The following is a 22019-nucleotide window of genomic DNA, read 5'->3' on the forward strand; positions in this document are numbered from 1 at the left end:
TTTGACATTAATTGTTTACTTTTTAAGCTCAACCAACATCAAATTAAACATTTTAAAAACATATTCATAAACAATAGACTACAAAATATAATCACTCTCTATTATTTTCACGACCGCTCCGACGTCTTTGTGGCCTAAAATTGAGAGGTGTCCCCCCGCAACTTCAAATGCGCGTACATGGTCATAAAGTGCCTGCCAGCCCATATCAGACGTTAAAGTTCGTCCCTCAAACTCTTGAGTCTGCTTGGCTTTAATTACCCGAATTGGGCAGCCAAGCTGTTCAGGCAAGTACACATCAGCCATCAGCTGAGCACAAAATACCGTTTGTAAACGCTGCAACTGGGCCGGCGAAAAGTGATATCCTGACTGAGTCATGGACTGAGCTAAGGCTTTGCCCTGCGCTTCGGCCGACATTGCCAGCAGCGCTTCCAGCTGAGCGTCATCAAACTGCAGTGCAAAGAACGTGTTGATATTTTCGAGCATCAGGCGATTTGCCTGTGGCTCCGTAACTGGCACTACGCTTTGCACAGGTCTGGGCGTGTCTAAAATCGTAATGGAAGCAACAGACACTCCCTGCGAGCCCGAAATGAATTCATCACTGTGTTCCAGGTGCCGGGCCATTGCCAGCGCAATAAAGCTACCAAATGAATGACCAATCAGGTTGACCTGACCAAAACCGGCTTGTGTCAGCGCAGACACATAATGCAAAGCGGTGGTTTCGACCGATCCGACCGCATCCGGGTCATGTGCTATCAGATCTGGCTGTAAACCATATACAGGGATCCGTTTATCCAGCCCCTGTACCAGTGCCTGAAAGGCCATCAGTAGTCCGCCAGCTCCGGCTATCAACACCACAGGGGTGACGCCATTGCTGCCTGTTTGCAGGCACAGCAGGCTCTGAGGAGACAGATGCTGGTCCTGGTGGGCATGCTGAAACTCAGTTAACGCTTTGGCAAGATCACCTACACACGGGTGTTGCAGCAACAAAGCTATCGGTACTTCCGTCTCAAGCGTATCGCACAGCTCCGTATGCAATCGCATCATCAGCAGTGAATGACCTCCCAGCTCAAAAAAGTCATCACTTAGACCCACCTGAGGGCACTGAAGCAACTCAGCAAGGTAGTCACACAGGTGGCGTTCAAGTGGTGTTGTCGGGGCAATATAGTGCTCAGGCTTCGCCATTGTCAGCGTCTGAGCCTCACGGACCAGCGCTTTTCTGTCCAGTTTGCCATTATTGTTGTGTGGTAGCTGGGCACGAGACACCACCCATTGAGGCACCATATATTTGGGGAGCTGCTCAGCCAAAGTCGCTTTGAGCAAAGTGACATCCGCATCATGTGACTCGATAAAAGCAACCAACTGATCACCCGCCGCTTTATCACTTTTAACTACGACAGCACACGCTTTAACCTCTTGGTGTTCAAGCAATGCCCGTTCAATTTCGCCCAGTTCAATACGATACCCTCTGATTTTAACCTGCTCATCCAGACGCCCTAAAAAGTGCAACGCCCCACCCTCAAGCCGAACTTTGTCGCCGGTTTTGTAGCAACGGGCTTGCGTATTCGGGTTAAACACAAAGGCTTTGTCTGTTTTCGTTTTGTCATCCAGATAGCCAAGCGCCAGAGCGGCTCCGCCCACATACAGCTCCCCAGCCACATAATCCGGCACAGATCTGAGTTCCCTGTCGAGAATGTGCACTGTCAATCCAGCCAGAGGCTGACCTATCGGAATTGAATCTCCCTGATACCGGGTGACATCCATAAGAGTGGCTGAAATGGTGGTTTCCGTCGGGCCATAAGCGTTAATAATTCGGATGGCGGAACCATAGTGGCGCTGCCAGGCACGTAACGCCGTACTTTGCATTTGTTCACCACCTACGGTGATAACCCGCATAGCCGGACCTAAGTCCACAGGGCTCATCGCCAGCTGATGCCAGTAGGCCGTTGGCAGACTCATTAAACTCAGCTTACTTTGCCGGGATAATTCGGCCAGAGCCTGACTGTTAAGCAATTGTTCTTGCTCTGCCATAACCAGTGTTGCGCCGCTGAGCAAAGTACAAAACACTTCTTCGGCAAACACATCAAAGCTGCAACTTGCAAATTGCAGATATTTATCGTCAGGCGTAATTGCATAATTACTTTGCAGGCAAGACACGTAATTCAACACGCTGCGATGCGCAACCTGCACACCTTTTGGCTCACCTGTGGTGCCAGAAGTGTAGATAACATAGCAAGCAGACTCGCCGTGACAACCCGCTTCCACAAACTCAATTGACTGCGCTGAGATAGCAGCATGACTTGCAGTCAGATCAACGACCGGACAAGCTGGCGCGTCGTCTATCCAGGCAGACTCGGCGCTGATCAGCACAGCAGCTTGCGCGTTAGTCAGCATGTAGTGGCGCCTTTTTTCGGGCAATGCCGGGGCAATCGGCAGATACGAGGCACCGAGTTTAAGCGCCGCCAGAATGGCAATGATAAGTTGCGGGCCAGAGTCCAGACAAACCGCGATTACCGCCTGACCTGCGCACAGCGAATAGTTTGCCGACAAATAATTCGCCAGCTGACAGGCGGCCCCATCCAGTTCACCATAGCTCAGCACAACCTCAGTGTGGTTACTCTGCTGAATGTAATGAATAGCGGGATTCGTCTCATATTTCGCTCTGATCTGCGCAAATGCCTGATGTAACGTCTGATACTGATCCATCCGCGGTTGCGCACCAGGCAATTCGAAATGGGGGATCTGAGTCGCCTGCTCAGGCTTGACCAGAGGCAATTGAGCCAGCGTCATATCGGGCTGCGCCATAAAGGCATCCAGCAAATCCGTGATCAGGTTCAGACTCTGGCTGGCCTGTGTGTTTGTCAGCATTGCTTCGCTATAACTGAGCGTCAGCGACAGCTGATCCGCTACACCCACTACAAATGTGATGGGATAATGCGTCTGATCCTGCTCCGAGCAGACCTTTACCCTGAATGGTGCGCTTTCTTCTGCCAGCGGATCGTTGGGATAATTTTCAAAGACATAAAGTGCATCAAACAGGTCGCTGCTGTTGTCAATGCCACTCCACTGGTGGATCTCCGCCAGAGGTGTATGGGCAAAGCGTGTCAGCTGAGCCTGATGCGCTTTAATCTGCAGCAGGTAATCTTTTACTGACATCTGCCCCAGTGTAGTGATTAGAACAGGTTGCGTATTAATATACAGCCCAACCCGCTGCGCTACATTTGGCAAAGCGTCCGGGCGACCTGAAATGGTCTGACCGAACAACACATAGTCACTCTGACAACAGGTACGCAACCAGTAAGCCCAGGCGCCTTGAATAACCTGATTGAGCGTCAGTCCCTGGTGCTTCGCAAATTGGTTCAATCGCTGAGTGAGCTCAGTACTAAGCATCTGAGTCAGCTCACTCACGCCAGGAGCTTTGTCTGCACTCAATGCCAGGTGTTCTGTAACTAACGTTGGTGTGTCAATATGGCCCAATTGCGTTTGCCAGAATGCCTTTTCTGCTTGTGTATCACGGGTCTCAAGATAAGCCACATAGTCACGAAATGGATCTGCGACCAGCGCCAATCCCCGGCTTTCAACCCTGGCCTGGTAAAACTCTATCAGGCCATCAAACAGCACAGGTAAAGACCAGCCATCCATAATCATGTGATGGTAAGTCCAGATAAACCCATGGCAATGCTCACCAAAAGGTACAAGCCTCAGCAGCATACAAGGCGCACGGTTTAACTCGATTGGCCTGGCGAACTCCTGCTCAGCAAGCTGCGCCAGACGAACGGTGACCGTTTCGTCATAATGTTGAGGTTCATCGATTTGCAGGGGAAGCTTGCACTGTTCAAAAACTAGCTGCACTGGTTGCTCTGAGGTGACAAAAAATGCGGTACGCAGGATAGAGTGTTTCGCCATCAGTTGAGTCCAGGCGTACTCAAAGGCTTCCGTATCCAGCGCACCTTCCAATAACATCACTGACTGCTCACGATAAACTGGGCTTTCTGTACTTTGGGCATGGAACCACATCCCCTGTTGCAACGGCGTCATGGGGTAGATATCGGCTACGGACTGACCAGCCTTGTCGAGCAGCTGCTGCAGTTGCAGGCAGTCAAGCTCCGGTAACAACGCAAAATCGCTGGGGGTCGGACAGTTTTCGGTTTGCGCCAGGCAATGTGCCAACACGGTTTCAATGGCCTGTTCAAAGTGCGCACTTAACCGCATTGCATCCTGCTCTGTGTAGTAACCCGATGCACATTCCAGTGTGACCGACAAACGGCCATGCGTCACCGCTGCCGTAATTTGCAAAGCAACAAACCCATCATCCAGTTCGTTACGCATGGCACCCGGGGGTTCGCTGGCATCACCGAGCAAGCCCCTTTGCTGTAGCACAGTGTCAAGCTGGCCCAGATAATTAAAAAAGACCTGAGTGCGCGTATCGATTGTCAGTGACGTCCTCACTTGCGGGTCGGGGTGAGAATAGCGCAGCGCACCAAACTCGCAGCCGTGTTCCGTGGCCCAGGCTAGCTGCTCTTTCACTGCACAAATTGTCTGAGTCAGGACACAGTCAGAAGCCCCGCTTTGACTATGTAAACGCAGGGGAAACAGCGCGGTTAACCAGCCAATGGTGCGGCTGGCATCGTGTGCACCGCTGAGTTTTGCCCGGCCATGGCTCTCAAGCAAAACAACCTGCTCCACCTGCTGGTAATTCGCTAAACCGGACCACTGCCAGGCACTGAGTAGTAACGTCTGAATATTACTTTTGTATGCCCGGTTTGCCTCATTTAACAGCTGCCGGGTGTGCGCTTCACTCAACTGAAATTTCGAACGGAGCACACTTGTGCTTGCACGGTCAGACAAGCTGGCACCCAAAGCTTGCTGACACCTGGCCGTCGCACAAGCCCCCTGCCACCGTTCAAGATGCTTACCCTCACAAGCGCGTTCCTGAAGGTAAAAGGCAATAGCATCGAGCGAGGCACTGGCGGGCGGTAATGTCACAGCCTGTCCGGCTTGTGCCATAGTGCAGGCTTGTTCCAGATCCGTCAGTAAAATACGCCAGGATACGCCGTCTACCAATAAATGATGAGCAATTATCAGTAGTCGATCCGTTTGCTCTGAATCGGGGGTCGCGACATGACATAGTCGCAGTAAGGGTGAGCCATCAAAAGAGAAACTTGCCTGCGCGGAGTTACTTAGCTCTGCAAGTGCGTCCCGCCACTGCACGCCCGCTCCACTCAGGTTGTGATACTGGCATATATCTGTGCTACTCAGCTGATCACTAATATAGAGCTCATCTTTGTTTCTCACTGACAGTCTGAGTAGGTCATGGCACGCAACAAGTCCCTGAACAGCTTCGCACAGGTGCGAAAAAGACACTGATTTGTCGATACTCAACATCACAGCCTGATTCCAGTGTTCCGGTACAGCAAAAGCTTGTTCGAAGAACCACTGCTGTATGGGCTGAGGTCTCAGCTTGCCCACAAAGTGTTGCTGCTCATGATCGGCCGCCGATGGCTCAGAGAGCGCATTGGTTGTTTTAAAGCTTGCCGTCAGTGCAGCCGCAGAGCTGTGAGCAAAAATATCAGCCACAGAGACAGGTATGTCTATCGCTCTGGCCCGACTGGCAAGCTGAATGGCTAAAATAGAGTCGCCACCGCTGGCAAAAAAATCATCCTCGGGTTGCAGATCAGGCTGGTTTAACAGCTCCCGCATCAGGATTAAAATATGGTTGTGCTGTGTTTGCGTGTTACTTTTAGCGCCCGGCTCTTTCGGGTGCTCCGCTGCCACTTCCTGTGCCTGCTGTGCCAGTACCTGTAGCGCCCGGTGGTCTAATTTGCCATGAGCGGTCAGAGGCAGTGCCTCCAACATCAAAAAGCGCGCTGGCACCATGTACTCAGGCAGAATCGGACGCAGCAGTCCTCGCAGTTGTGCCGCTAAATTGTGTCCCGTATGCGTTATCTCTGGTACAACAAAGGCCGTCAGTTGTTTATTACCAGACTGCGCTTCGGTTATCTGCACCGTACATTCAGCAACACCGTCTTGTGCACGCAGTTGGTGATCAATTTCAGCCAGTTCAATGCGATAACCGCGTATCTTAACCTGGGCATCATTGCGGCCAATATACGCAATACGGCCATTGCTTAGTCGCCGTACCAGATCGCCACTACGATAAACACGCACTGACGTGCCACTATCCAGCTCCAGTTCAGTGAATTTTTCCTCACTTAACTCAGGTCTATTGAGGTAACCCAGCGCCAACCCCTGACCGGCAATCAGCAACTCACCGACCATGCCGTCCGCAACACTGTGACCCTGCTCATCGACAATATAAACATCGCAGTTGTCCACAGGTAAACCAATATCCGGAAGTGCCTCTGTACCGCAGACAACCGGACCCGATGTCGCCACAACAGAGGCTTCGGTTGGACCATAATTGTTGATCAGCTTAAAAGGAAATGACCCGTTAACCGGGTTGAGCCTGTCACCCCCCACCAACAGATACTTAAGTGATGCCGGCGCAAAACGGGGATCTGCCAGCATGACTTCTGCAATGGGAGTAGCCAGGAAACAGTGACTTACCGACTCTTGGGTCAAAAATGCCGATAGTGACTGCGGATCCGTAAGCTCGGCGCTGGCAACAAACACCAGTTGTGCACCAGCGCTCAGATAAGGCCAGATCTCCCAGGTTGCCGCGTCAAAGGCAATATTCGCCGTCTGGCTACCCACGCTATCAGCATCCAGTGTAAATGCTCGCTGATGCCAAGCACACAGGTTAGTCAAACCTTGATGAGGGATCATCACCCCTTTAGGTTGCCCTGTTGTCCCTGAGGTATAGATCACATAGGCGAGTTGTTCGGCATTGAGCTCGGGTAACGGAGCCGTAGCGCAAGACGCCAATTGCACATCTAGTTCAGGGCTGTCCAGCATAATGGTTTGACATTGTGTGTGCTGTTCAAACTGACTGGCAAAGCGCTGCTGTGTGAGTAGCCACTGACTGTTGCTATCCGCAATAATATGCGCGATTCGCGCCTTGGGATAATGAGCCGACACAGGCACATACGCACCACCGGCTTTAAGCACCCCCAGCATTGCTACGACCAGGTCGCAACCGGCGTCACAGCTTACCAAAACGGTTTGCTGTGGCTTAAGCCCCTGTCCAATCAGGTATTTGGCTAAACGGCTGGTACGCTCGTTCAGTTCACCATATGTCAGTCTTTCACTCTGTTGAGGGTCTTTAAGTGCTATTTTGTCTGGGTTTTGAGCCCCCAGCTGAGCAAGGCGGTCAACCACAGTCTGTGGCTTTGATACTGGATGAGATTGTCCTTTGATTGCGTCATACCGCCGCTTTGTCAGAGGCAAGTCTGCGATGCAATGATCTGTATTGCTGGCAAGTGCATTCAGCAACACCTGTAGTGACTGGCTCATACATTCAATACTGACGGCGTCAAACAAAGCCGTGTTATAACACCAGGACAAGCGGATCCCATCCGCGGTCTGTACAGCGCTCAGCTCAATATCGAACTTGGCAGCTACTGAGACCGCTTGCTCAGCCTGTACTTCTATATCAGCAAGACGTAAGTCGGTGTCCAGCTGCGGGTTTAATGCAAAACTAAGCTGAAAGACGCCCTGGTGACTGAGAGAGCGCTCCAGGTTAAGCGCATCCAAAATCTGCTCAAACGGCATCGCCTGATGTGCCTGAATATCAACCATAACAGCTTTTTGTTGTGCCAGCAGCTCGGTAAATGTGAGCTGCGGCGTAAACCGTGTACGTATGGGCAAGGTATTGATAAAAAACCCGACCAAAAGTTGCAACTGGCTGTGTTCACGGCCCGAGAAAGGCGCGCCTATCACCACATCCGTGGTGTGGCTGTATTTGCCAACAAAAACAGCAAAGGCAGTCTGTAACCAGGTAAACAAGGTGACGTCATGGCGGCGGCACTGCACCTGAATTTGCTCACACACCGCGCTATCAAGGTGCGTTGTGTGCATGCCGCCCTGTGCGACAGACATTCTGGTTCTGGCTCTGTCCAGTGGCAGTTGATGCAGCGGCGGAGCGTCTGCCAAATGAGCAAGCCAGAACCTTCTATGGGCCTCTAAAGCACTTGTGTTCAGAGTGTTGCGCTGCCACTGCGCATAATCGGCATAGTGTATAGGCAATGGGTGCGCAAGCAATTCAGGTAATGGCTGGCCACACGCAAAATGCTGGTAAAAAGCCGCCAGTTCTTCACTCAGGATAGCAAGAGAGTGGGCATCCGCAGCAATGTGATGCAGATTCACTAGCAGTCGATACTGAGTATCCGCAACCGCCATCAGGGTCAGCCTGATCATTAACCCCTGACTCAAATCGAACGGCTGCATGGCATCGTCGCGCTGCGCTCTGAGCCAGCTTTGCTGTTGTGCATGTGGTGCCAAAGTGCGTGCGTCAATGAAAGTCAGAAGCACTTCAAAATCTGGCACAACCTGTTGCTGCGGACCGAGTGTATCGTCCTGAATAATTTTGCTGCGCAACACCTCATGACGCAGGATGATAGCGTGCCAGGCTTGCCTGAACGCCGCCAGGTTTAACGAGCCGCTCAGCGTGAACGTACCGGGCATATGATACTGAGCCGAACCGGGCGTCATCTGCTCAACGGTCCAGAGTCTCGCCTGAGCGAACGACAGCGGCACTGGCAACCCGGATTGCGTGCGAGGTATGTCAACGGACAAACTCGTTGCGGTATCGGCCACAGACACGGCTTTAGCCAGCTCACCCACTCTTGGGCTCTGAAATACCTCTTTTAGCTCGACTGACAAGCCATAGCGTTCCCGTAGCTGACTCACCAATTGGGTAGCCAGTAATGAGTGACCGCCCAGGCGGAAAAAGTGGTCATTCAGGCCAACTTTGTCAACGCCAAGCAACGCAGAAAAACTCTGTGCAATGGCGCGTTCAACGTCACTATCCGGTACCTGATACACCGCTTCTTGCTGCAAAATATCCAATGCCAGCAACGCTTTTTTATCTATTTTTCCATTACTGGTCAGTGGCAAAGCCTCTACCACAACGACATTGGTTGGCAACATAAACTCAGGCAAAGCACTGCGCAAATACTGCTGTACCTGTGAAATTGGATCAGTGAGCTCAACCCCTCTACGGACCACCACAAAGGCGCTGATCCTGGCTCCCTGTTGGTCGTCGCGATTAAGTAATACGCACACCGCCTGCAGATCAGGATGCTGGCGTAGCTGGTTTTCGATTTCCCCCAGCTCAATGCGATAACCACGCACTTTCACCTGATCATCGGCACGACTGATGTAAGTTAGCTCACCGTCAGGTAAAAAGCGCACCAAATCACCCGATTTATAGAGCTTTTTGCCGCTGGTGTTTGCAAAAGGATCTGCAATAAAGCGCTGGGCATTGAGCTCCTCTCTTTGCCAGTAGCCACGACACACCCCTTCACCACCCACATACAGCTCACCCACGGCGCCCATCGGCAGCAACTGCTGATGTTTATCAAGCACATAACAAGACATGGTAGGAATGGCATGACCAATATTACTCACCCCAAGTGCCAGATCCGCATCGGTAAGTCGTTTAAAGGTCACGTGAACAGTGGTTTCGGTAATGCCATACATATTAATAAGCTGGCAGGCATCAAACCGTTTGGCCCAGGGTTTGAGTTTGCCCGGTTGCAATGCTTCTCCACCGAAAATAACGTAGCGTACCTGACATTGTGCCTGCTCGGTTTCCTCCAAGCCGCACATCGCAGACTGAAGCGCGTAAAAGGCACCGGGCGTCTGATTCAGCACAGTGACCTTTTCACTCAACAGACACGATGCAAAAGCCTGGGTGTCCTGACTCATTGCCTTACTGATCACCACCAGCTTCGCGCCAAACAGCAAGGCGCCGTACATTTCCCAGACAGAAAAATCGAAGCAAAAGGAGTGAAACAGGGTCCACACATCCCGCTCGTTAAAATCAAACAATGCAGGTTCAACATGCAGGAGCCGGACAACATGTCGGTGCTCTATCTGAACTCCCTTTGGCCGGCCTGTGGTGCCTGAGGTATAGATCATATAGGCGAGGTGGTCCGGCTGAATATCCAGCTCAAGATTGTCGGCGATGGCAATACCGGCGTAAATAGCCTCATCATCAATGTTGATCATCGACTGAGCACACCCGGCAAAACGCGCCTCAGTGACGCTATCGCAGATCAACCAGCGACTGCCCACATCACCTATAATGTAGTCAATCCGATCTTTGGGGTAATCCGGGTCGATGGGCACGTACGCTGCACCCGCTTTTAAAATCGCCAGTAAGGTCACGACCATATTGACTGAGCGTGTCACACTGACGGGCAGCATGGTCTGGGGTTCTATTTTGCTGGCAACCAGCACTCTGGCAAGTCGGTTAACGCGATTATTTAATGCCTGATAGCTTAATCTTTCGTGTTCATCGACCACGGCAATACGCTGGCCAAACCGTTGTACCTGCTCCTCGAACAAACTAACCAGTGTCTGAGTGTTGTCCCACTGTGTCTGTGTATATTGAGCGTATTCCAGTATGGACTGCGTTTGGGTCTTGTTCAGTAACGGAATACGGCCAATCTGTGTTTGCGGGGCTTCAACTAACTGCTCCAGCAATACTTCAAAACTCTCTGACCAGTGCTGAATCGTTTTTGAAAGATATAAGTCACTGTCATACTTCCAGTTTAAAGTAAGTGCTTTGGTATTTTCATCCAATACGGCATTGAGTTCCAGGTCACATTTAATGTCAATCTCATCGCCATCCGCGCGGGATTGTTCCACCACAGTCAACCCGGGTAGTTGCAGTGCATGTGCCGCACTACTTTGATCCAGTGTGAATAAGATCTGCACCAAAGGATGGTGGCTCATATCACGGGGACAATTTAGCGCTTCGACCACCCTATCAAAGGGTACCTCACGGTGCTCAAACGCAGCCAGGATCTGCTCTTTTTGTTGCTGTAGCCAGGCATTAAAGGACAATGATTCTGTGATATTTGCAGGTATCACCACAGTGTTGACAAACAAACCTATCAGGGGCGCCAGATCGGGATGATCACGTCCCAATACAGGTGTCCCCACAACCACCTGCTCATTCTGAGTTAGCCGACCAACGAACAGCATAAAGCTGCTCAGTAACCACATAAAAGGCGTAACGGATTGTTGTGCACTGTGAGCTTGAATACGGGCTGTCAGAGCAGGACTCAGCGCCTGGCGATAGACCCGCCCACGCTGGGTTTGTACGGCGGGGCGCACAAAGTCACCGGGCAAAGACTGGATGGGATCCAGGTCAGCCAGTGCCTGCTGCCAGAACGCCAGCTTATCGCTAAGGTGGGCCGGTGTCAGGGCCTTTTGCTGCCAGGCCGCAAAATCCCCATACTGCACCTTTAACGGGGCCAATTGAGGCGCTGAGTCTGCTTCCAAAGCTGCATGGTAAAGGGCGGCCAGTTCCCTGACCAGCACCTGCATGGACGCACCATCTGATACAATATGGTGCATATTAAACGCCAGATAATGGGTTTGCTGATCAGATATCACCACCGCACGGATCAGTAAATCCTGCGTTAAATCAAATGGCTGGGACAAAAACTCATTGAGTTTCGCACGAACTTTCTGCGCTTTGTCATGTGGTGGCCATTGACTGGCATCGCACCACTGAAATGGCGTTTCAAACTGCTCTTGCACTATGACAGACACACCTTGCTGACCACTTTCAGTGGCAACAAAGCGGCTGCGCAAAGGCTCATGACGGACGATGAGCGCTTCAATACTGGCTTTGAGTGCGGCAATATCCAGTTGCCCGGTAAGGACAAATTCAGCAGGCATGTAGTACTGACTGCTGCCCTGTAACTGTTCGATAAACCACAACCCTTGCTGTGCATAGCTTGCGGGTAGTGGCACAGAGCGGTCTGCTTTTGGAATAGCCGAGTATTCAGCCTGCTCCAGCGAGGTGCCACGTTGGTGCTGAAAATAGGCAATGATCTCAGCCTTGTGGGCGACAATCTGTTGCTTCAGCGCAACAGGAAACTGCCCTTTTTGCTTAAATGCCAGAGCACCGTTTTTCTCATACAAGGTGATCCCTGCACGTAATGCATCCGCTATCAACTGCTCAATTACTCTCACCTGTTCCGTCATTACAAAAACATCTCTTCTGAAGTATCGTTTTCGTTATCGTCCTGTGCCTGTTGGGCCATCGCCTGATGGATCTCAATCCACTGCGCGAGTGCCGCAACGGTAGGCCGCTCAAATAGAATTCTGACCGACATGCTTACGCCAAGTTGTGACTCAATCAAACCAATACACTGAGTCGCCAGCAGCGAATGGCCTCCCAGACTGAAGAAGTTGTCTTCAATACCGAGCGTTTCCACATTGAGTACAGAGGCCAGAATCTCGACCAGCGTTAACTCCATGTCATTTCTTGGCGCAACAACATTATTGGCTGATGATGCACATTGCGCACCTAAGGCATACAGCGCATGAACATCCACTTTGCCATTCGCCGTTAAAGGCAGGGTTTCTGTCAGTACATAGCGATACGGCAGCATATAGGCGGGCAAAGACTGACTCAGGTGTGCAGACCACTCTGAGGCCAGCGCAGGCTCGGCAAGCGCAGGCATTTCAGTGCGTTCAGCCAGCTCCGATAGCAAATAGGCTTCGAGGTTGTCACCCGCTTCATTGAGCAACACCACAGCCTGTTCAATACCGGGCAGTTGCTGTAACTGGTGGGCAATTTCTTGTGGCTCTATTCGATAGCCTCTCAGTTTTATCTGGCTATCCGCACGGTGGCAAAACACCAGCGCTCCAGGGGTACCATCGTCATTTATAGACCAGCGCACCAGATCGCCACTGCGATAAAAACGCTGCTCACTCTGCTTCGCACCAAATGGCAGCCACACAAACTTTTCATCACTGAGCTCGGTTCTGTTTAAATACCCCTGAGCCAGATTGTTGCCGCCGATATAAAGCTCACCGGTTACACCAGCAGGCACAGGCTGCATCTGCTCATCCAGTACCAATAAGTGTGTATTCGCTATTGGTTGACCAATTGGGACCTGACTATGGGACTGTGTGTTAAGCGCGGCTATTTGCCGCTTGTCACAGCGGAAGGTACTCGTACCCACGGTGGCTTCGGTGGGACCGTATTCGTTGATCCACTCAACATTGGGTAAACGTTCGCTAAGCTGAGCCACAAGCGAAACCGGTAACGCCTCGCCACCCACAACCACCTGATGCGCCCCGTTAAAACTCCGATCTTCTGCAAGTGCGCACTGCTTCAATACCGAAACGACCCCCTGCAGATGTGCTGGTGTCACCTTAAACACCCCGGCAATCTCCTGGCACAATCGGTTTGCCAGCTCTTTGAGCATACGCTCGTCATCTGCCAGCATATCGATGCACACTCCCTGCAACAAGGCTGGCCAGATGGCCGTGACGGTGGCATCAAACGCCAACGGCGTACTCACTACACTGAAACTTATGGTGTCGTTGAAGTAGTCATGGCGAGCATGCTCCAGGTAAAGCGCCAGATTGGCATGGGTGATGGCGACACCTTTGGGCTGCCCTGTCGTGCCTGAAGTGTAAATCACATAGGCCAGATCTGAATGTTCACTGCGTGGGAACTGTTCACGCGTTTGCTTTGGCAACCAGTTATTCGGCTGGTCTATTTCCAACACCGACAAAGGGGGTTGGGTAGCTGCATCGATAATCGGTTTAAGCTGTGTCATGAGCTTACTATGAGTGAGCAGCCAGCTCGCGCCACTGTCGCGAATAATAAACTGAGCACGTGACGCAGGCAGTGTCGGATCAACCGGCACATATGCAGAGCGAACCTTAAATGCCGCCAGCATAGCAACCACCTGGTCGCACCCGGCATTCAGGCACAAAGCAATACGCATGCCCGGCTTCACCCCCTGCTCCAGCAAATAGCTGGCCAGAGCGCCGGCCTTTTGCTCCAGCGCTGCATAACTGAGCATGCAGCTGTCAGCGTCGCGCACCGCAAGCTGGCTGTCCGCTAGGTGTGCCTTTGCACTGATCTGGCTGTGAATGCATTGTGCCGGGACCGCTGTGACCGGACCGCGCATATTGACCAGCTGATGTTGAGCCTGCTGCGTCATCACAGGCAGGCACCGCACCTTGTGTTCAGGCGCCTTGAGAATGGCACTGATCAATATTTCAAAAGACTCAGCAAGGGCTGCCACTGTCGCGGGTTTAAATAAAGCCGAGCAATAGTTCCACTCCAGTTCAATGCCATCACCCTTTTCAATGGCGTTCACTTCGAGATCAAACTTCATCATGGGCTCGGCGGGCGCTTCAACTTCAATGTGCAACTGAGGCAGCACCAGATCGGTGGTTTCATTATTTTGTAGCGCAAACAAAATCTGAAAAATCGGTTGGTGTCCCAGGTTTCGTTCCGGCTTAAGCGCCTCAACTAATTGCTCAAAGGGCAGTGCCTGATGTTTAAACGCATCCAGAATAACCTGCTTTTGCTGAGCCAATAGCTGATTGAAACTTTGCCCTGGTTGAGTACGTGTACGTATTACTAAGGTATTGACAAAAAACCCGATAAGATTGGCCACTTCATTGTGTTCACGGCCAGCAACCGGCGAGCCAATGACCACATCATCCGTTTGACTGTAGCGCAGCACCAGTAAAGAAAACATGGTATTGAGCCACATGAACAAGGTCACGCCCTGAGACTTACAGTGTTCATGAATTGCCCGGGTCAATGCTGCACTCAGACGTTGGGTATGACGCTGACCACTTAGCTGAGCCATTGCCGGACGCGGGTAGTCCAGTGGGAGCTGATGTAATGGAGGATGGCCATCAAGGGCTGTCAGCCAATATTGCACTGCATCCTGATTAGCATGCTTTGTCCAGGTATTACGTTGCCAGTACGCAAAGTCGCCGTACTGAACAGGCAAAGGCTGAGTCAATTCGGCTGGCAGCTGGTACTGTGCTTCTTTCGCAAAATGGCGATAAAACGCAATGAATTCTCGGACCAAAATTGCCATAGACCAGCCATCGCTGGCGATGTGGTGCATATTAAAATGCACCCGGTAATCGTCCTGCGCACATTCAACCAGTAGCACTCGGATCAGCAGATCCCTGCTCAAATCAAACCGGTTTGTTGCATTGGCATGGGCCGCCTGCTCCCAACGCTGTTGCCGGGCTCGCTCACCCAGTTTAGTCAGGTCAAGGTGAGTGAGCGGTAAATCAAACCTGGCGCTTACTTGCTGAACGGGCTCTGCGTGTTGCGCCCCCTGAATAATCTGAGTGCGTAACACTTCATGGCGTGAGATCAGGGCATTAAGCGCTTCACTGAACGCGCCTTTGTCGAGCGTTCCGCTGAATTTAAACCCGGCAGGCATATGATACTGAGTACTCGACTCATGTAATTGCTCAATCAGCCAGAGTCGTTGCTGGGCAAAGGACAAAGGCAAAGCTTGCTGACGTGACACAGGCACAATCGCATGCACGGCTGCAATCGGTGTACAGTGTTCTAACGCCTGAGCCAGCGAGGCGATGGTGGGTGTTTTGAATAGTTGCGGTAGCGTGACATCGAGATTTTTTTGCTGCCGGATCTGGCTAATAAGCTTGATGGCCAGCAGCGAATGCCCGCCCAAGTCAAAAAAGCTGTCTTCGAGATCCACATGCTCAGTGAGTAAAATATCACTGTAAAGCTGATACAAATAGGATTGCATGGGAGTCAGCGTCGTCAAATCCAGCGCCCTGCTGGTGCTGCTTTCTTGTTGCTGCGCCAATGCCATCAGCGCTTTACTGTCTACTTTGCCATTGGCTGTCAGGGGGATGGCTTCGACCCGATTAAATTGCCCCGGGATCATGTACGGAGGCAGGTATTGGGCAAGGTGGCTTCTCAATTGACTGTCTGATGGCACTTTGCCATTAAGGTAAAGCACATGTGCCTGCAACAACGCCTGGGATTCATCGACGGTTACTGCGCAATCACGCACACCGTCCAGCTCTCTCAGATAATGGCAAATCGCATTCAGGTCTATTCGATAGCCACGCAACTTGACTTGCTCATCTGTGCGTCCACAGTATCTGAGGTATGCAAGCCTTCCCTGCTCGTCGCTTTGCCATCGCACCAGATCACCGCTTCGATAAAAACGCATCGGCTTTTTGTCCGTTATGCTGAGAGTGACAAACTTAGCCTGATTCAGTGCTGCCAGGTTGACATAACCCGGGCTGATAACTGGGCCGCCTATCAGTAACTCTCCGGGTACATTGTCAGGCACAGGCTGATCAAACTGGTCAACAACCAGCATAGCCACACCTTCATTAGGCAGGCCAATCGGCACATCCGCATAACATAGGGTAGTTTGCGGGTTCAGATCGGGGGTGAGCGAAAACACGCTACAACCCACGGTTGCCTCGGTCGGGCCATATTCATTTACCCAGGTACAGGCTGGCAACTTGTTGCGTAATACAAGTAATAAATCGCTGTCCAGCGCTTCGCCGCCAATCACCAGAGTATGCGGCGCACTATTGCTGCCAAGCTCGTCCATCAAGGCCTGGATCGCACGTAGGTGTGCAGGTGTGAGCTTGAATAAGCGTGGCCTGATAGAATTAAACAGGAGCTCACTGATGGCTGCCAACTGGTGTGGCCCCTGAGTCACTATCTCGACCTCGCCGCCACATAACAGTGGGGGAACAAGTGCGGTGATCGTGGCATCAAAAGCCAAAGGTGTGCTCACTACCGCCAGCGGCAGTGTTACATCCGCATCAAGGTAAGTATCCATCGCGTGTGATAAATACCCGTTCAGGTTGCCATGGGTGATCATGACGCCCTTTGGTCGTCCGGTAGAGCCCGACGTATAAATGATGTAGCACAAGCGTTCTGCATCAGAGGTTTCTGACTCACCAAGCTCGTCATTACCCGGAACTGAGACCGGATAACCAGCAAAGTTGGACTCCACGTCAAATAAGTCATCCAGGAAAAGAAAATCAGTGCCGCTGTCTATCAGCTTCTCGGTATCTTCACTGAGAGCCAGGATCATCACAATGTCGGCATCTTCAACAATGTAAGACAGAGATTTTTCTGGCGTATCATAATGCAAAGGCACATACACATGGCGCGCTTTGAGAATAGCCAGCACCGCAATGACCATGGCTGGGCCCGAAGGCAGCAGCAGTGCAATTCGACTTTGCTCATCAAATCCCATTTCCAGCAAACAGTGAGCAAGCTGATTGGCACGCTGTTCCACTTCGAGATAACTGAATGCTTCACCGTTACAACGCAACGCAACGCTATGGGGTTGTATTTCAGCAATGGCACTGAAATGATGATGCCAGCCAATATCGCTGCTGTGTTGTTCGCTGTCGGCCTCGCTATACGCCAGCAGTTGCTCAAGCAATTTGGCATCGCATAAACTCATCTCACTGATGCGTCGCTGCGGCTCTTGCAGGCATGTCTGGAGCAAATGGGTATACTGACGCGCGAAAGACTCAATGCTGCGCTCCTGCCATAAAGCGCTATCGTAAAGCCATTCGACCACAATGTTATCGCCACTGTCGATCACAGATACTTCGAGATCCAGTTTTGCGCTGCGTACGCCGGTGTCGTTGACGGTGACATCCAGACCATCCAGCTTCAACGCCTCGTTAACCTGATTATTGACCCGGAAAACCACCTGAACCAAAGGATGGATCCCCAGACTACGCTCACTGTTCAGCGTCTCGACCAGTGCATCAAACGGAATATGCTGATGGTTCAGCGCATTTTGCAGAGTTTCATTACTTTGAGTTAATGCTTCAGTAAAGGTCAGCTCAGGTTCGATGCGATGGCGCAATACCAGTGTATTGATGAAGTTGCCTATCACAGCTTCCAGTTCACTGAATTCGCGCCCTGCAACCGGAGTACCCAGCACCAAATCAGACTGCCCGGACAAACGGCTCATCCACAGTGCAAACACACACTCCAGTACGCCAAACAGAGTTTGCCCATTGCTCTTAACAAACTGGCGTAAGGTAGCGCCCAACTCCCTTGGTAGTTCGCAGCAGTAGAGCGCCCCGCCACTGATCACACGATTTTCTCTGGCATTATCCAGCGGTAATTCATGCACCCGAGGCAAGTTGGCCAACTGACTTTGCCAGTAGTCAACGCTGGTTTGCCACTGCGGCTGAGAGACTAAATGACGCTGCCAGTGCACATAGTCAATGTAGCTATGGATCAGCGGGGTGCACGCAGGAGTGCGGTGTTCAACCGCTGCTCGATATGCTGCTTCTAATGCCCGGCACAACACACCTATTGACCAACCATCAGACACGATGTGATGCATGGTCACTATCAAAACAAAAAGCTGCTCATCAAGCTTTAGCAGCTGAGCGCGCAGCAGCAGATCCTGACTCAGATCGAATGCTGTGTGATAATCCTCAGCCAATAAGGAGCGCAGCGTATCAGCCTGCACCTCGTCATCAACATGACTTAAGTCCTGTTGTTTTAACGCAAAGTTAAGGCCGGAATTCAGATACTGGAACGGTTCATTCTGTGCGTTCTGACCATAATTAAAGCGCAGGATTGTGTGTTGCTGCACCACCTGTTCGAATGCCTGCGATAAGGCCTCAACATCTAACGCGCCTTTAATGGTAAACGCGCCTTGCAAATTATACTGCTTACTATGGCCCTGCATTTGATCGACAAACCAGATCCGCTGCTGTGCAAAAGACAAGGGATGCTCACCTGACTGATCAACCGACTCTAGTGTTTGACCGACCAGAATATCCTGATCCAACAGACATAGTTCCAGTTTTTCAACCGTCGGGTTAGCAAAAATAGCCTGTAACGACAGTACCCGGTCGAATCGGGCACGAATACAGTTGGCAAGACGCATGGCCAGCAAGGAATGACCCCCAATAGAGAAAAAGTCATCGTCAGCTGCAACCTGGGGCACACCCGTCAACTCCGCGAACAAAGTCGCCAGCTGTTGTTGTAATGCCGTACTCGGCGGCGTGTAGCTACGCTCATAGTTTAGCGGCCGGGCAGCTAACTGTTTACGGTCTACCTTTGCGTTACCCAGCACGGGCAATTGTGCCAGCGCCACGAAATGACTGGGTATCATGGCCTGAGGCAGGCGCGTTGATAAGGTATCTCGTAAAGTTGCCGCGGTGACTGGTGTCTCTTGATCCGCTGCGACAAAATAGGCAACCAGGGTATCAATACCGCTTTGCTTAATGGCGACAACAGCGGCCGCTTTAATGCTTGTCAGACCGGTCAGTTTCGCTTCAATTTCACTGATATCGATGCGATAACCTCGGATCTTGAGCTGGCTGTCCAGCCTGCCGAGATATTCCAGCGTGCCCTGATGGGTCAGACGAACACGATCGCCTGAGCGATAGAAGCGCTCAGCTCCTTTATTTTCGCTCTGGCAGCGTACGAAATATTGCTCTGTCAACTGTGGCGCGCGCAAATAACCATCGGCCAGCGAAGTGCCGCCAATATAGAGCTCACCCGGCATACCGACCGGCACGGGTTGCGCCCGTTTATCCAGCACCTGTACGCTGACGTGTGCCAGCGGTTTACCAATGGGATAATGCTCAATGTCACTTGGTACCTGCTCCGAGATGGTGTGTGTAGTCACCCCAATACAGGTTTCACTGGGACCGTAATGATTGATGATATGTGCTGACGGGTAATGCTCTTGTAAATCACTGACAAGAGAGACATCCAGCGCTTCTCCGCCGAGCACCCACTGTTCAATGGCTGGCTGGTTCTCTTTCAGAGCGGCTATGTGCGGCAACAATTCACGGGCAAAAGAAGGCGTGATTTTTAACATATTAACCTGCTGCGCACTTAGCATTTCCACCAACTGCTGAGGGTCTGGCAGCGCCAGCTCTGTTGGCATCACCACGGTGCCCCCTTGCATCAGAACCGGGTAAATGCCGGTCAGACAGAGATCGGTGGCAAGTCCAGTGACAACACCAGAGCGGGTATGCGATGAAAATTCGATACACTGAGAAATAGAATCACAGTAACTGGCCAGTGCACCATGGCTTATCGCCACCCCTTTTGGTTTGCCCGTCGAGCCTGAGGTAAAGATCACATAAGCCAGGTCACACGGACGGGTTTTATTTACTATACCCGCGTTGTTATTGTGCTGTACCAGCTCATCATAGCCCCGTACAAGGAATCCACATTCATCCAGTGTGGCTTTTGTATCTGCCTGAACTGCCTGTGCATCGACCACCACCAGGGTGTGACACCCTGCCAGCTGCATAATTTCGATCACCCGCTGAACCGGCGTTTCCAGGTCAATGGGCAGATAGGCCGCCCCGGCACGCATCACGCCCAGCAAGGCCACCAGGCTGTTAACCTGTCGATTAACCAGTACAGCCACAATATCATCGCTCTGTATTGTGTCATCGAGCGCACTGGCCAGACTGGCACTGTGCTCATCCAGCTCAGCGTAACTTAAGGACTGAGTAGGGTCACTTGCCGACACCAACGCGGCGTGAGCAGGTCTCGATTGGGCATGAGCCAGAATTTGAGGTAACACCATAGGCGCAGCTCGGCGTGGCGGCTCTGTCGTCAGAAGCTGCTGAGCCAGTTTCACAGAGGGTAACTGAGCGTCTGACAGTGGCATGCTCTGGTCACCACTAAACGCCCGGAATAATGCCTGAAAGTCTTCGCCAATTTGCGCGATAAGTTCACCGGAAAATAACGCCACATTGTATTCAAGCTCTGCGACCATTGCCTTACCCTGAGTAGTCAGGGTGAGCGTCAGATCAAATTTTGCACTGTGATTTTTCAGCGTGAACAGTTCTGCTTCCAGTGAACCTGAACGCAATGACGTTGTGGGTACGGCGTTATAATTAAACAACACACTAAAAAGCTGTGAGGTGTCGGCAAGCTTAGCCAGCGCATCCTGAGACACACTTTGGTTTTCCAGCGCCCGGGTCACTTGTGTCAGGGTATTGCGGGCAAGTTCACTGAATGACATCTCAGCGGTTATCTGCTGACGCAGTGGCAGAGTGTGAATAAAACAGCCGATCATGGATTCAAATTCACTGTGCTCCCGACCCAGCACCGGCACACCCACCGTAATGTCCTGTTGCTGACTATAGCGATAGAGCAACGCGTAAAACACACTCAGAAGCCCGGCAAACACAGTGATCCCCAGTTGCTGACAGCAACTTTCAAAACGCGGGAATTGCTCGTCGTTCAGTACAAACTGATGACTGTCCCCCTGAAAAGAGGGCTGAGCTTGTCTGGCAAAACTGGTTGGCAGAGCAAAAGGCGTGAACCCTTCCAACTGCTTTTGCCAATATGCATGCTGTTGCTGGTAAGCTTCAGACTGTATAAAGCGTTTTTCCCAATGCACATAATCGAGATATTGTAGTGGTGCCGGTGCCGCCTGTTCCGTCGCTGTATTCTGTAATACATCAAGCAGCTCATTGACCAATAATTGCACCGACCAGCCGTCAGCTACCAGGTGGTGCAGCATCAGGTAAACCCACTGACCCCGGCTTTGTTCATCGCGACTGATCAGTGCCGCTCTCACGGGGAGCGCTTTTTGTAAGTCAAACCCTTGCTGCAGGTAGGGTTGCACATGCGCTTCAATTTTTGCTCGGGTCACAGGCTCAGCCACGCTCAGCGACATAACCTTAAGAGACAACTCAGCATTGACGCGTTGACACCCTCCCTGCTCTGTAGCAAAAAACTGACTACGCAAAATGTCGTGGCGCACAAGCAAGGTATTTAATGCCGCTTCAAGCTGCGCTTTTGTTATCGGGTGCGACAGCTTAAGTAATCCAGCCATGGTGTAGGCCACTTCCCCACCATGGTACTGGTCAATCAGCCAAATCCCTTGCTGAGAAAATGACAGAGCGCCCTGCTTTTGATGGTTCGCCTGCATATAGTCAATCAATGCCGGCTTATTTTCTTTGATCTTATTAAGCTGCGCCTCTGGCACAGTCGCAAGGTGGGTACGCAGTTTCAGGCGGCCTTCTTGCAGATAAACATAAATACCCTGGCCATCCAACTCGGCCAATAGTGCTTCAATCGCTGAATTTTCCAT

Annotated in this window: 2 protein-coding genes; both read right to left on the reverse strand. The window is 51.6% G+C overall.

Features of this window, described 5'->3' with window-relative positions:
- Positions 1-78: 78 nt before the first annotated feature.
- A complete protein-coding gene (locus CWB99_RS01680; RefSeq protein WP_138550906.1) occupies positions 79-12120 on the reverse strand; it encodes a non-ribosomal peptide synthetase in 12042 nt (4013 codons plus the stop codon).
- On the reverse strand, positions 12120-22019 hold the full coding sequence (locus tag CWB99_RS01685; protein ID WP_138550905.1) for a non-ribosomal peptide synthetase: 9900 nt from the start codon (positions 22017-22019) through the stop codon (positions 12120-12122). The genes CWB99_RS01680 and CWB99_RS01685 overlap by 1 nt, the downstream gene beginning before the upstream one ends.

Source organism: Pseudoalteromonas rubra (assembly GCF_005887095.1).
Lineage (GTDB): Bacteria > Pseudomonadota > Gammaproteobacteria > Enterobacterales > Alteromonadaceae > Pseudoalteromonas > Pseudoalteromonas rubra_E.

What these genes read in the sequence shown, in the direction of transcription:
- CWB99_RS01680 (WP_138550906.1), bottom strand. Translation starts at nt 12,120, where the DNA reads ATGACGGAACAGGTGAGAGTAATTGAGCAGTTGATAGCGGATGCATTA.
- CWB99_RS01685 (WP_138550905.1), bottom strand. Translation starts at nt 22,019, where the DNA reads ATGGAAAATTCAGCGATTGAAGCACTATTGGCCGAGTTGGATGGCCAG.